The 14,048-nt window shown below is 74.7% G+C and carries 10 protein-coding genes; 7 read left to right on the top strand and 3 right to left on the bottom strand.

Features of this window, described 5'->3' with window-relative positions:
• Window positions 1-119: 119 nt before the first annotated feature.
• The 3 genes from ACWZEH_RS04610 to ACWZEH_RS04600 are packed head-to-tail and all read left to right on the top strand — an operon-like array spanning window position 120 to window position 3,444.
• The gene (locus tag ACWZEH_RS04610) at window positions 120-1,244 is read left to right on the top strand and encodes a glycosyltransferase family 4 protein (protein ID WP_456195846.1); all 1,125 of its coding nucleotides are present in this window, start codon (window positions 120-122) and stop codon (window positions 1,242-1,244) included.
• Window positions 1,241-2,569, top strand: coding sequence for a glycosyltransferase (locus ACWZEH_RS04605; RefSeq protein WP_456195844.1), 1,329 nt, complete (start codon window positions 1,241-1,243; stop codon window positions 2,567-2,569). The genes ACWZEH_RS04610 and ACWZEH_RS04605 overlap by 4 nt, the downstream gene beginning before the upstream one ends.
• The gene (locus ACWZEH_RS04600; protein ID WP_456195842.1) at window positions 2,566-3,444 is read left to right on the top strand and encodes an SGNH/GDSL hydrolase family protein; all 879 of its coding nucleotides are present in this window, start codon (window positions 2,566-2,568) and stop codon (window positions 3,442-3,444) included. The genes ACWZEH_RS04605 and ACWZEH_RS04600 overlap by 4 nt, the downstream gene beginning before the upstream one ends.
• Here ACWZEH_RS04600 and ACWZEH_RS04595 read toward each other — a convergent pair.
• From ACWZEH_RS04595 to ACWZEH_RS04585, 3 genes are read right to left on the bottom strand one after another with little or no spacing between them, the layout of a single operon-like run.
• Complete coding sequence (locus tag ACWZEH_RS04595) at window positions 3,422-4,291, bottom strand: 5-oxoprolinase subunit C family protein (protein ID WP_456195840.1); 870 nt, start codon at window positions 4,289-4,291, stop codon at window positions 3,422-3,424. The genes ACWZEH_RS04600 and ACWZEH_RS04595 overlap by 23 nt on opposite strands.
• A complete protein-coding gene (locus ACWZEH_RS04590) occupies window positions 4,288-5,016 on the bottom strand; it encodes a 5-oxoprolinase subunit B family protein (RefSeq protein WP_456195838.1) in 729 nt (242 codons plus the stop codon). The genes ACWZEH_RS04595 and ACWZEH_RS04590 overlap by 4 nt, the downstream gene beginning before the upstream one ends.
• Complete coding sequence (locus tag ACWZEH_RS04585) at window positions 5,013-5,771, bottom strand: LamB/YcsF family protein (RefSeq protein ID WP_456195836.1); 759 nt, start codon at window positions 5,769-5,771, stop codon at window positions 5,013-5,015. The genes ACWZEH_RS04590 and ACWZEH_RS04585 overlap by 4 nt, the downstream gene beginning before the upstream one ends.
• 133 nt (window positions 5,772-5,904) lie before the next feature.
• Here ACWZEH_RS04585 and ACWZEH_RS04580 point away from each other — a divergent pair, with 133 nt between their 5' ends.
• The 4 genes from ACWZEH_RS04580 to ACWZEH_RS04565 all read left to right on the top strand — a co-directional run bounded on the left by ACWZEH_RS04580 (window position 5,905) and on the right by ACWZEH_RS04565 (window position 14,047).
• Complete coding sequence (locus ACWZEH_RS04580) at window positions 5,905-6,609, top strand: GntR family transcriptional regulator (protein ID WP_456195834.1); 705 nt, start codon at window positions 5,905-5,907, stop codon at window positions 6,607-6,609.
• Between the two features lie 69 nt (window positions 6,610-6,678).
• Complete coding sequence (locus tag ACWZEH_RS04575; RefSeq protein ID WP_456195832.1) at window positions 6,679-8,205, top strand: hypothetical protein; 1,527 nt, start codon at window positions 6,679-6,681, stop codon at window positions 8,203-8,205.
• A 187-nt stretch (window positions 8,206-8,392) separates the two neighbouring features.
• Window positions 8,393-9,277 carry a hypothetical protein gene (locus tag ACWZEH_RS04570; protein ID WP_456199440.1) on the top strand — a complete coding sequence of 295 codons (885 nt, stop codon included), beginning with the start codon at window positions 8,393-8,395 and terminating at the stop codon, window positions 9,275-9,277.
• A 120-nt stretch (window positions 9,278-9,397) separates the two neighbouring features.
• Complete coding sequence (locus tag ACWZEH_RS04565; protein ID WP_456195830.1) at window positions 9,398-14,047, top strand: hypothetical protein; 4,650 nt, start codon at window positions 9,398-9,400, stop codon at window positions 14,045-14,047.
• The last annotated feature ends 1 nt before the right edge of the window (window position 14,048 follow it).

The raw sequence follows: 14,048 nt of genomic DNA, 5'->3' as shown, positions 1-14,048 counted from the left end.
CAGGCGCGCATGGACGGCGTTCGGCCCGCGTGGGGGCGCGGGGCAACGCTCACGGGACGTTCCCCCACCGGAAAGATCCACGTTGACGTGGCCACGTCCGGTGCGGCGAGAACACCCGTATGCGAGTCGTCATCGTGACCGAATCCTTTCCCCCCGATGTGAACGGCGTGGCCCACTGCGCGCTCCAGACCGCCCGGCACCTCGTCGACCGCGGTCACACCCCTGTCGTCGTCGCCCCCGCCACCGCGGACCACGAGCCCGACGGCCAGGCTCCGTGTCCCGTCGTCCGGGTCCCCTCCCTTCCGCTCCCGGGCTACCCGCAGGTCCGCGTCGCTCTCCCCAGCCGACGCGTCGCCGCGGCGATCGCCGAGCACGGGGCCGACCTCGTCCACCTGGCCAGCCCTTTCGTGCTCGGGGTACGCGGCATGGCGTCGGCCTCGCGTCTCGGCCTGCCCGCCGTCGCCGTCTACCAGACCGATCTCGCCGGCTACGCCCGCACGTACATGGGTGCCGGTCAGGCCACGGCCTGGCGCCGTATCAGGTCCGTGCACTCGGCCGCCGACCTCACCCTCGCCCCGTCCGGCGCCGCACAGAGCGACCTCCGGGCGCATGGCGTCCCCAGGGTCAAGCTGTGGCCGCGCGGCGTGGACACCGTCCGCTTCCGGCCCGGTCTGCGCGACGAGGCGCTGCGCCGGGAACTCGCCCCGAACGGCGAGCTGATCGTCGGGTACGTCGGCCGGCTCGCCCCCGAGAAGCAGGTCGAGCTGCTGGCCGGGGCGAGCACCCTGCCCGGAGTACGGGTCGTCGTCGTGGGCGACGGACCGAGCCGGCCGAGCCTGGAACAGGCCATGCCCGGCGCGGTCTTCCTGGGGCGCCGCACCGGCGACGAACTCGCCCGCATCTTCGCCTCGCTGGACGTCTTCACCCACACGGGCCCCTTCGAGACCTTCTGCCAGACCGTGCAGGAGGCCATGGCGAGCGGCGTACCCGTGGTGGCGCCCGCCGTGGGCGGCCCGCTGGACCTGGTCGTCCACGGGCGAACCGGATTCCTGGTGCCGCCGCGCGACGCCGCCGCGGTCCGGGACGCGGTGTGGTCCCTGGCCGCGGACCCCGGACTGCGGGCCTCCTACGGGGCGGCGGGACGCGCCATGGTCGAGGGACGTACCTGGGCCGCCGTCGGGGACCAGCTGATCGGCCACTACGCGGACGTGCTCGCCGGGCGCCGGACGGCGGTGGCGGCATGAACGCCACCGTGGGAACGGGCGCTCGGCCGACCGGCGTCCCGCCCGCAGGGGGCCCGGCGGTCCGCCCGGTGCCGGCGGACGGCACCCGGGGGGCCGAAGGCCCGCTGCGGATCGTACGGCTCGCGAACTTCGTCGCACCGGCCTCCGGCGGACTGCGCACCGCCCTGCGGGAGCTCGGCAAGGGCTACCGGGCGGCGGGGCACGAATCCGTGCTCATCGTCCCCGGCGACCGGGCGGACGACCGGCAGACCGAGCAGGGGCGGGTGATCACCCTGCCGGGACCGCTGTTGCCCGGCACCGGCGGCTACCGCGTCCTCACCGACAAGCGGCGGCTGACCGCCCTGCTCGAGGAACTGGCGCCCGACCGGCTCGAGGTGTCCGACCGTACGACCCTGCGCTGGACCGGGAGATGGGCGCGGCGGGCGCGGGTGCCCGCGGTCATGGTCTCCCACGAGACCGCCGACGGCGTGCTGCGCACCTGGGGCGTGCCGGAGGCGGTCGCACGGCGCACCGCCGACACCCTCAACATCCGTACCGCCCACACCTACGCGCGCGTCGTGTGCACCACCGAGTTCGCCGAGCGGGAGTTCGCCCGGATCGGCGCCCGCAACGTCGTACGGGCGCCGCTCGGTGTCGACCTGACGGAGCGGCACCCGGCGCTGCGCGACCCCTCGGTGCGGGCCCGCTTCGCGCGCGCGGCGGAGACACTGCTGGTGACCTGCACCCGGCTGTCCGTGGAGAAGCGGCCCGGTACGGCGCTGGACGCGCTCGAGGCGCTGCGGCGGCGTGGACGGCAGGCGGTGCTGGTGGTGGCCGGGGACGGTCCGCTGCGGACGCGGCTCGAACAGCGCGCGCGGGAACGCGGACTGCCCGTCGTCTTCCTGGGCCACGTCCTCGACCGGACGTTCCTCGGCGCCCTCCAGGCCTGTGCCGACGTGTGCCTGGCGCCGGGACCGGCGGAGACCTTCGGGCTCGCCGCGCTGGAGGCGATGGCCTGCGGGACGCCAGTGGTGGCGAGTACCTCGTCCGCGCTGCCCGAGGTGCTCGGCACCGCCGGGGCGATTGCCAAAGACCGGGGCGAGTCGTTCGCGGACGCCGTCGAACTCCTGCTGGAACGGCCGGAGACGGAACGGCGCGAGGTGGCACGCGCGCGTGCGGAACGCTTCGGGTGGGAGGCGGCGGTGACGGCCTTCCTCGACGCCCACGAGGCCCCGCGGCAGGCGTCCGTACGAGGCGGCGTGCGGGAGAGCACCCTGGAGAACGGACGGGAGGACGTGGTGCCGGTCCGGTACGTGCCCGCGGCGCTGCCGGGAGGCCCGCTGTGAGCCCCGTGCGCTTCGTGGCCCTCGGAGACTCACTGACCGAGGGCGTGGGGGATCGCACCGCGGGCGGATGGCGGGGCTGGGCCGCGCTGCTCGCCGGGTCGCTCGGCGAGCAGCCCGCGCGGTTCACCAACCTCGCGAGGAGCGGGGCGCAGACGCGTGACGTGCTCGAAGCGCAGCTGCCCGTGGCACTGGCCCTGGGGCCCGAACTGGTCTCGGTCGTCGTCGGGGTCAACGACACCCTGCGCCAGAGCTTCGACATCCACGCCGTCGCCGGACGACTGGACCAGGTGTACGCGGCCTGCACCGACCAGGGTGCCGTGCTGCTCACCGCGTGCCTGCCCGACCCCGGTGGCGTCATGGGCCTGCCCGGGGCACTGGCCAGGCCGCTGGCCCGGCGGCAGCGTGCGGTCAACACCGTCGTCCACACACTGTCCGACCGGTACGGCGCGGTCCACCTGCACGCCGGTGAGGGCGACTGGGTCACCGACCGCGCGATGTGGAGCGTGGACCGGATGCATCCCGGCGAGCGGGGGCACCGTCAACTGGCACTGAGGTTCCACGCACTGCTGGCGGAACGTGGCCTCGCGGCCGGACCGGCGCCCTCGCCGGAGCCGCAGTCCCCGGCACCCACCCCGGGGGCGAGCCTGTGGTGGATGGCCACGGCCGGCACCGGATGGGTGGCCCGCCGGTGCACCGACCTGCTGCCCCAGCTCCTCACGCTCGCCGCCGACGAACTGCGGCACCGCGCGCGGGGCACGAGCATCCGGCTCGACCTGCGGGCCTCCGCCTCGGTGTCGGCGGCACTGGCCGCCCTGTCGGCGGTGGAGCAACGACCGGGCACCTCCCAGGGATTCAGCGGCGCCCTACCGCGGTGAAGCGGACCGGGGTGCCGGGGACGGCCTGAGCGGCGGCCGGGAGGTCGGCGGGGCGGACCACCGCGATCACCGGATAGCCCCCGGTGGTCGGGTGGTCGGCCAGGAACACCACCGGCCTGCCGTCCGGCGGAACCTGCACCGCGCCCAGCACCATGCCCTCGCTGGGCAGTTCGTCCGGCCGGGCCCGCTCCAGAGAGGGGCCGACCGTGCGCAGCCCGATGCGGTTGCTCGCGGGGGAGACGTGATACGCGCGGGAGGTCAGGGTCCGTAGCGCTTCCGGGGTGAACCAGTCGTCGCGCGGCCCCGGTGTCACCCGCAGGACCAGCTCGTCCGGGGGCGCCGGCTGCGGGGCGACATCCACGCGCGTGAGGAGACCGCGCGGCGCCCCCAGAGGGAGGACGGCGCCGTCCGCGAGGGGCGCCGGACCGAGGCCCGAGAGCAGGTCGGTGGAGCGGCTGCCGAGCACCGGCTCGACGGCGATCCCCCCGGAGACGGCCACATAGGCGCGCACGCCGGCGACCGCGGCCCCGACGTCCAGCAGCGCTCCGGCGCCGACGCGCACCGGTGCGCCCCAGGCGGCCGGACGGCCGTCCACGGTGACGGGGCAGGGGGCACCACCGACCGCGACGACCACTTCCGCGCGGGGGCGTACGGCGCAGCCGGTGAGGGTGGTCTCCAGGACCGCGGCGTCGGGCGGATTGCCGGCCAGCCGGTTGGCGAGGGCTGCGGCGGGTCCGTCCAGGGCGCCGGAGCGGGGCACCCCGAGATGGGCGTGCCCGGGGCGCCCGCGGTCCTGCACGGTGCTCAGGGCTCCCGCCCGTACGACGACGAGCGCACGGCCCGTCATACGGCCGGTTCTGACGTGTTCGTGGGACATGGAGTGTCCGGGGGGCCGGGCGCTTTCGGGGCTTTTGCGGGTCTCGGCGCGTTCCGGTTCCCCCGTACGCCCGTGGGCCGCGACGGTTCCACCGGGACGAAGCGCACAAGGGTGCCGGGGGAGAGGAGTGCCGCAGGGGCCCGGTCGGGGTCCCACAGCACCAGGTCCGTGGTACCGATCAGCTGCCAGCCGCCCGGCGACGACCGCGGGTACACGCCCGTGTAGGAACCCGCCAGCGCCACCGAGCCCTTCGGCACCGAGGTACGCGGGGTCGCCCGGCGCGGCACGCCGAAATGGCTCGGCAGCCCCGTGAGATAGCCGAAGCCGGGCGCGAAACCGCAGAAGGCGACACGGAACTCGGTACCCGCGTGGATACGGGCCGCCTCCCGCGCGGTGACGCCCCAGTGCGCCGCGACGGCGGCCAGGTCCGGGCCGTCGTAGCGCACCGGGACCCTGACCGTCTCCCCCGCGCGCGAGGGCACGGGCGGCAACGCCACGGCCGTCAGCTCGGCGGCCAGCCGGCCGGGGTCCGCCAGGCCGTCGAGCAGTACCGTGCGCGCCGCCGGAACGATCTCGCCGACCGGCAGCGAGCCCTCCGCCCGGCGTCGCAGCAACGCGGAATGGAGCGCCTGCGCCTCGCCGTCCGAGGCGACCTCGACGAGCAGGGCGTCCGCACCGACGGGCAGAACCCTCATGTGAACGCCTCCACCCGGACGCCCGACGCCTCCAGGCGCGTGCGGACCCGTCGGGCCAGCTCCACCGCTCCGGGGGTGTCACCGTGCAGGCACAGGGAACGTGCCCGCACCACGATGCGCCGCCCCGAGTGCGCGTCGACCTCCTGGGACCGGGCCAGGTCCACCGAGCGCGCCACGACGGCCTCCGGGTCGCTCACCAAGGCGCCCTCCTGGTGGCGGGGCACCAACGTGCCCTCGTCGCCGTACGCGCGGTCGGCGAACGCCTCCGGGACGACAGGCAGCCCCGCCTTCCCGGCCAGCTCCAGCAGGCGCGACCCGGGCAGGCCGAGGACGGGCAGCGCGGCGTCGGCGAGAAGCACCCCGTCGACGACCGCTCCGGCCTGGTCCTCGTCGCGCACGACCCGGTTGTAGAGCGCCCCGTGCGGTTTGACGTAGGCCACGCGGGCCCCCGCCGCGCGTGCGAACACCTCCAGGGCGCCGATCTGGTAGGCCACTTCGGCCGCCAGTTCGGCGGACGGCACATCCATCGCGCGCCGTCCGAAGCCCGCGAGGTCCCGGTAGGAGACCTGGGCGCCGATCCGTACCCCGCGTGCGGCGGCCAGCTCGCACACCCGGCGCATGGTGGCCGCGTCGCCGGCGTGGAAGCCGCAGGCCACGTTGGCGCTGGTGACGACGGACAGCAGCTGCTCGTCGTCGGTGAGACGCCAGCGGCCGAAGCCCTCACCGAGGTCGGCGTTCAGGTCGATCGAGATCATGGAAGGCCCGTCTCCCCTCGTCGGGCCGGGGCCGTGGAGAGGGACCGGGCCGTGGGAAGTACAGTAGATATCGTTCAACGATCCTTCAATACCCGTGTTGTCCGGCCCTCAGCCGTGCGATTGAATTCCGGGCATGGCAGAGCAGCTGAGCGGACTGGCCGGCGACCGCGCCCTGTTGGGCCGCACCAGCACCGCCGAACGGGTCTCGGACATCCTCAGAAGCCGGATCGCCGAGGGGTATTTCCCGCCCGGGACACGTCTGCCGGAGGACGGCATCGGCGGCGCGCTCGGCGTCTCCCGCAACACCCTGCGCGAGGCGTTCCGGCTGCTCACCCACGAGCGCCTGCTCGTCCACGAGTTGAACCGGGGCGTCTTCGTGCGGGTCCTGACCGTCGAGGACGTCGAGGACATCTACCGCACCCGCCGCCTCGTCGAGTGCGCCGTCGTGCGAGGGCTCCGGGAGCCGCCCCGCCGACTCGACGCGCTCTCCGCCGCGGTGCGCAAAGCGCGCGCCGCGGCGCGCGAAGGCGACTGGAACGCAGTGGGTACGGCCAACATCCACTTCCACCGGGAACTGGTGGCGCTGGCCGGCAGTGAACGCACGAACGAGCTGATGCGCAGCGTGTTCGCCGAACTGAGGCTCGCCTTCCACGTGGTGGACGAACCCCGTCGGCTCCACGAACCGTACATGGCGCGCAATGCGGACATCCTTCGGGCTCTGCGGTCCGGGCAGCGGGACCAGGCCGAGGCGCTGCTGGCGGGGTACCTGGACGACTCGCTCGAGCGCATGGCGGAGGTGTACCGGCGCAGGGCGGGGGAGGGGGAACGGGGGGTGTGACAACCGCGACACCGTGGCGCATCTGCGTCGTTTGGGTGGTTGTCAGACCGAGGACCTAGTCTGTGCACCGTGACCTCACCAGCATCGACGGACAGTGCTCCGCCCCAGCTCAGCGCGGGGCCGCGGCCCGCTTTGGGCCCGGCGGCCGACGAGGGGCTGGCCCGGCGGCTGCGCGCGCTCGCCTGCACCGCGCCGCTGCACGACCTCGACGCGCGCAAGGCCAACCTGGCCGGCGAGTACTCGGTGTACGGCATGGCGGAGATCGCCCTGGCGGCCATCGACCTGGTCACGCTGAACATGGACTTCGACACGGGCGCCGACCACGAACAGATAGTGGCCCGGCTCATCCCGCGCATCGCCGCCCAGGCCCCGCGCCGGCCCGCCGGTGAGCACGAGCGGGTGGCCCGCTGGGTCCTGGAGAACCTGATCAACGTCGGCAGTGTCGACCGCGGCTTCCGCGCGGTGTACGGCGTGTTCGGCGCGGACGGCACCTACGTCCGCCGCGACTACGACTTCAAGCTCATCGAGGAGGTCCCCGGCCCCGGCGGCACGGTCTACCTCCGCACCACGGACGAGGCGGTCAACGTCCTGGTCGGCGCCCTGGACACCGACGTCACCAGCGCCCAGATCGCCGCCGAGGTCAAACTCGAGGTACTCATCAGCCGCGGCAGGCTCGCCGACGCCCAGCTCGCCGCCGAGCAGGCCCGCTACCGGACCGTGCAGTACTCCGAGTCCCTGCGACGCGCGCTGGACGCCACCCGGCGCAATGTGCGCGCGGTGGACTGGCTGAGCGCCGTCCCGGACATGATCGCCGAGGCCCTGGACCACGTCGCGGACCGGTACCGCCACGAGAACGCGATCCTCACCAACATCCGCAGAGCCCGCGACGAGTCGGAGGACCCGGAGCACAAGCGCAGGGCCGCCGAACTGGTGGACATCGTCAAGGACTGCATCCGCAGGCACACCCAGCTGCAGTCCCGGCTGCTGGAGGCCGGTCCGCTGTTCCGCGCCGAACAGGACCGGCAGGCCTTCGCCACCCCCGCGTCGTCCTCGGGCACGGACCTCTACGGACACCTCCTGGCGCCGCTGCTCCCACTGCCCCTGGAGCAGGCGGTCCGGGTCACCGACGCCTTCTTCGCCCGCGGCACCGGACTGCGTACACCGGTGTCCGTCCGGGCCGCCGACCTCGTCGACATCCTGCTGACCCCGCCGGTGGAGCGGGAGCACCTGGGTGCCGAGATGCCGGAACCCGACCTGATCGCCACGCCGGACGACAGCCGTTTCACCGAGGAGCAGCTGGCGGCCGCGACCACACTGCTGGAACTGCCGGCCGACGCGCCCCGCCGGCTGTCCGGACTGCTCGCCGAGGCACGCCGTCAGGACCCCGGCCTGCCGTACCTGGTGGCACTGCTGGCGGTCCACGCCGCCAGCCCGCCGGTCGGCACCGCCTACCGCCAGGGTGAGCGGCGGCTGCTCTTCGCGGTGGACGACGGTGTCGAGCTGGACGATCCCGAGTTCGGCGGCGCCGACCTCATCGTCGGCACGGCCCTGCTCGACGCGGCGGGCATGGCGGCGGACCGGACGGAGGCGGCGTGATGACGCTCTCGCGGGGGATCCGGCCACCGGTCCCGGCCGACGGCCCCGGGACAGCCGTCCGTGTGTTCCGCGCTGTCGGCACGGGCCGTGCCGCTCGTACGGTCCGCGCGGTCCGCGGCGCCTTCACCGGCCTTCCCGTCGTTTCTGCCGCCCCCGTCGTTGTCCCGTGCGAGGAGGACCCGTGTCCGTGACCGAGGATGCCGAGTGGAGCGGGGCGGAGGAGCCCTCCGCCGCACCGGCGGGCGGGTCCGTCACCCCCGCCGACGCCGCCGACGCGGCACGCCTTGTCGCCTTCGGCCTCCAGCCCAAGCTCCAGCCGGCCCGCGACCAGGAGTACGCGGATCTGCTGCGCCGCTACCGCGAGGACCCGCCGTTCGCGCGGCTAGCCGACGCCGTGGCCACCGGCCTCGGGCTGATCGTCCTGGAGGTGTCCCCGCGCGCGGGGATGGCGGTGACCGCCGCAGAGGACTCGGTCTTCGCCGTCCGCATGGGCGACTACGCGCGGCGCACCTCCGCCGACGGCGGGGACAGGTTCCTGCACGGACTCGCGCACCTCGCCGTCGCCGTCATGGCGTTCCCGCGCCCCGAGGACCTCGCCGACGACGGCTACATCGGGCGGGTCACCGTCAACGGCGTCGACGCCTTCGTGCGCCAGACCTGCCACCGGCTCGAGGAGCGGGCCGCGGAGCAGGGCGAGAACACCGACCCGGCCAGTGACGCCCCCGGGCTGGAGACGGCCTGGCGGATCTGGGCGAGACGCAGCGCGACCGGCGCCACCAAGGACGCACGCAGGCTCGCGGGCTCGACCACCGGCATCGTCGCCAAGGCCGTCACCTTCCTCACCGACTCCGGCTTCCTGCAACGCACCGGCGACGACAACGGCGGCACCTACCGCACAACGGCCCGCTACCAGCTCCAGGTGCGCGACCTGGCCGGCAGCGCGGCCCTGGCCGAGCTGCTGGAGCTGGGCGTCGTCCCGGTCACCGACGGCACCCCGACCCTGCTGCCCGCGGACAGCGGAGAGGACCTGGACCTGGTGGCCGACGCAGGACTGCCCTTCCACTCCACCTGAGCCGCCGACCCCGCCGGCACCGAGGCCCAGTCGCCCGCTCTCGCATCCCCGCCCCTGCCCTCCGTCCCCCTTCCCTCCCTCCGAGCCACCCCGACCTGCCGAAGACTTCGAGAGTCCGCCATGTACGAGCTGTCCCGGGTCCGCCTCTACTCCATCGGACCCGCCGGTGCGCGCTACGCCGACACCGTGCTTGACCTGCGCGGTGTCGGTGAGACCGTGCCGCAACCCGCGCCGACGCAGGCGGAGTTCTTCGCGGAGGAGCCCGTCGGCCCGCCCCGCCGGCCCGCACCCGCCGGGGTGCTTTTCCTGGAGAACGGCGGCGGCAAGTCCGTCCTCCTGAAACTGATCTTCTCCGTGATGCTCCCGGGCCACCGCAACACCCTCGGCGGTGCCAGTTCCGGTGTGCTGCGCAAGTTCTTGCTGGCCGACGACTGCGGCCATGTGGCCCTGGAGTGGCAGCACGTGCTGACCGGAGAGTGCGTCGTCGTCGGCAAGGTCAGCGAATGGCGCGGGCGCCAGGTCTCCAACGACCCGAGGAAGTTCGCCGAGGCCTGGTACTCCCTGCGGCCCGGCCCGGGGCTCAGCCTGGACAACCTTCCCGTCGCCGAGGCCACCTCCGTACGGCCGCCCGCCGACGGGCAGTCGGGGGCGCGGGGCCGCCGCCGCACCATGAAGGGCTTCCGGGACGCGCTCACGGAGGCGGGCAGGACGTATCCGCATCTGGAGGTGCACTGGGAAGAGACCCATGAGCGCTGGACCGAGCACCTCGGCGAGCTGGGACTCGACCCCGAACTCTTCCGCTACCAGCGGGAGATGAACGCCGACGAGGGCGAGGCCGCCGGCCTCTTCGCGGTCAAGAAGGACTCCGACTTCACCGACCTGCTGCTGCGCGCGGTCACCGACACCCGTGACACCGACGGACTCGCCGACCTGGTCGGCGGCTTCGGCAACAAGCTGGGCCGACGCGCCGAGCTGATCGCCGAACGGGACTTCACCGCCGGGTCCGTCGAACTGCTCGGCCGGATCGTCGAAGCCGCCGGCGCCCGCACCCGGGCGCGCGAGATCCACACCGCCGCCGAGCGCCGCACCCGCACCCTGGCCCGCAGGCTCTCCGCGCGCGGCCACCAGGAACGCGTCCGCGCCGCCGACCTCGCCCACCGGGTCACCGCCGCCGCCCACACCGTGACCAGGGCCGGGGCGGAGCGCGAGCACAGCGCGCTGATCTCCGCGGAGATCGCCTACCGGCACGCCTCCCTGGCTCTGGCCGCGACCGAGAAGTCCGCCGCGGCCCAGAAGCGTGAACTCGCCGACGCACGGACCCTGTACGCGGCCTGGCAGGCCGCCGAGACGGCGCTGCGCCACCGGGCCGCCGCAGACAGGGTCGCCAGGGTCTCCGCCGCGATCCAGGAGGCCGAGCGGGACGCGGCGCCGGCTCTCGCCGCCCGCGCCAAGGCCGCCGTCGACCTCGTACGTGCCCTGCACACGGCCGCCCGGAACGCCGAGAACCTCGCCAACGAGGAGGAGGAGCGGTCCGCCGCTCTCCAGGAGGTCAGCGACACGGCCCACCGCGACGCCACCTCCGCCGCGACCGAGACCCAGCGCGCCCGCAGCGAGATCGGCCACCTCCGGCAGCGGCTCGCCGAGGTCGAACAGGAGACCACCGAGGCCGTCCGGGCCGGCTGGCTCGACGACAGCGCCCCCGACGCCGACCCGGCCCGCGCCGCCCTCGCGGCCAGCGACGCGGAGAAGACCGCGGTCGCCGCCTGGGACGCGGCCCGTGAGACCTCCCACCGGGCGACCGAGCACGCGCGCGAGGCCGCCGCGGGCGAGGCCCGCGCAGAACTCACCGCCGCCCGCGCGGCAGACGCGGCCACGGCGGCCGGCCGCGCCCACGAGGGCGAACTGCGCACCGCCCAGGCGCTGGCCGCCGAGGAGCGCCCGGCCGAACTGCTCGGCCTGGCCGGCACCGGGACCCGCCCGTCCGTTCCGGGGCCCCGCCCCGACACGGACACCGAACCGGGCGGCGTCCCCGTCACCGAAGGCGCCCTCACCGCCACGGAACTGGACCGCTTCGCCGACGACCTGCGCGAACTGCTCGAGGAGGCGGTCTCCTCCGCCGAACGGCAGCTGTTCGAACTGCGCACCGCCGCCGCCGACGACGCCCGCATCCTGGGTGCCCTCGGCGACGGCGGACTGCTGCCGCCGGGGCCGGACGTGCTGGCCACGGTCGAGTTCCTCGGCGAGCACGGCATCCCCGCCCTGCCCGGCTGGCGCTACCTCGCCCAGGCCGTCGACCCCGCCGACCACGCGCGCGTGCTCGCCGCCCGACCCGAACTGGTAGACGGCGTTGTCATCACCGATCCGGACTCCCACACCCGCGCCCGCGAGGTCCTGAGCGACGCCGCCCTGCTGCCCCGCTCCGCGGTCGCCGTCGGCACGGCCGCCGCCCTCCTCGCGCCGGCCCCGGCACCGGAGGCGGACACCGGCGACGTCTTCCTCGTACCGCCGAACCCGGCCATGCACGACGAACACGCCGCCGACGAGGAACGGCAGGCACTGCGAGCCCGTGCGACCGCACGAGACGAGGAGATCCGGGCGCTCGCGGCACGGCTCGCCAAGGACCGCGAACTGACCGCGCGGCTCACTTCCTGGCGCACCGGCTGCCCGGCCGGCCGGCTCACCGAACTGGCCCGCGCCGCCCACGACGCCCGCGCCTTCGCACAGGAGGCCGAGGCGGAGCTGGCCGAGGCACGCGCCGTGCGGGCGGAGGCCGAGGAGGCCGCGGCCGAGGCTGCCCGGGTGCGCGACGAGCGCCAGGAGGTCGCGCAGAAGGCCAGGCGTGCCGCCGACGCCCTCGCGGGACTCGCCTTCCGGCTCCGCGAACGGGCAGGCTGGCAGGCCAGTCTGCGCGAACTGGCCGACGACGCCACCGAGGCGGAGGCCCGCGCCCAGGCTTGCCTGGAGCGAGCGCGGGCCGCCGACGAGGACCGGCGCGGCGCACAGCGGGCCGCCGACGACGCCCGGCGCACCGCGCGTGCGCTGCGTGCCGAGCGCTCCGAGATCGCCGGTGCCCCCGACGACGTGTCCGACGACCTGCCCGGGGCCGGCACGGAGCCGCCGCGGATCTCTCTGCCCGCCCTGCGCGAGGCCTACCGTGCCGCGTCCCAGGTGTACGAGAAGGTCGGAGTCGGCGCCGACCTGCGCGCCGAGCAGGCCCGCGCGGAGAGCGACGAGAGCGCGGCCCGTGCGGAGCTGGACCGGCTGAGCAACAAGGTCCGCAACCGCGCGGAGCAGCTGCTCGAATCACCCGACGGCTCGGACGGTCCCAGTCGGCAGGCCGCCGCCGCCCGTGCCGAGGAACTGGTGCAGCTCCTGGAGACCCGCATGACGAGCGCGAGCGAGCAGCTCGGGCGGCTGCGCGGCGAGGCCGAGCGGCTGGCGCCCGAGAACGGCGACCGGCACACCGCGCTTCCCGAGGAGATGGTGCCGCGCGACGCCGAGCACGCACAGGCGCTGCTGCGTACAGCCACGGCCGAACTGGCCACCCGGACGGAGGAGCTGGACAACGCCGGGGAGATCCACGGCGAACTCCTCGACGCGCACCGCGCCGCCGAGGACGCGGCCGGAGGGTTCGACGAGATCGCCGCCATGCTCCGCGACCTGCTGCGGGAACACGCCTCTGAGGAGGAGCCGGAGCAGCCCGGCCCCTATCCCGGCGACCCGGAGGAGGCCCGCCGGTCCGCCGCGGAAGCCCGCAGGTCACTCCGGGGCTGCGCCGCCGACCTGTCCGCCGCCGAGTCCGCGGTGCGCGAAGCGAGCGACATCCTCGTCCGGCACGCCAACTCCACACGTTACGAGCAGGTCCGCACCCCCGCGCGGCAGCAGATCCGCGAACTGCCCGCCTCCGCGCTGCCCGAGCACGCCCAGAAGTGGGCGGACGCCTTCGCTCCGCGGCTCCGGGTCCTCACCGACGAACTGGCACAGCTGGAACGCAACCGCGACTCGATCGTGGACCGGCTCAGGGGGCTCGTCGAGTCGGCCCTCGCCACTCTGCGCTCCGCCCAGCGGCTGTCCCGGCTGCCCGAAGGGCTCGGCGAGTGGTCCGGGCAGGAATTTCTGCGCATCCGCTTCGAGGAACCCGACCAGGCGACCCTCACCGAGCGGCTCGGCGAGGTCGTCGACGAGGCGACCCGCGCGGCCGTCCGCAAGAACTCCGACCTGCGCCGCGACGGGATGTCCCTGCTGCTGCGCGGAGTCGCCGCCGCCGTCCGGCCGAAGGGCATCGCCGTCGAGATCCTCAAACCGGACGCGGTGCTGCGCGCGGAGCGGGTGCCCGTCGGGCAGATGGGCGACGTGTTCTCCGGAGGGCAGCTGCTCACCGCCGCCATCGCCCTGTACTGCACGATGGCCGCGCTGCGCTCCAACGACCGGGGCCGCGACCGGCACCGGCACGCCGGGACCCTGTTCCTCGACAACCCCATCGGCCGCGCCAACGCCACCTACCTGCTGGAGCTCCAGAGGGCCGTGGCCGACGCGCTCGGTGTGCAACTCCTCTACACCACCGGCCTGTTCGACACGACAGCCCTCGCGGAGTTCCCCCTGGTCATCCGCCTGCGGAACGACGCCGACCTGCGAGCGGGCCTCAAGTACATCAGCGTCGAGGAGCACTTGAAGCCGGGCCTGCCCCGGGAGACCTCCGAAGAGGAAGCCGTGCACAGCGAGATCACCGCCACCCGGATGTTCAAGAGGCCCGCCCCGGCGAACGGTTGAC

Source organism: Streptomyces yamdrokensis (genome assembly GCF_053890455.1).
This window is presented reverse-complemented; position numbering and strand designations above follow the sequence as displayed.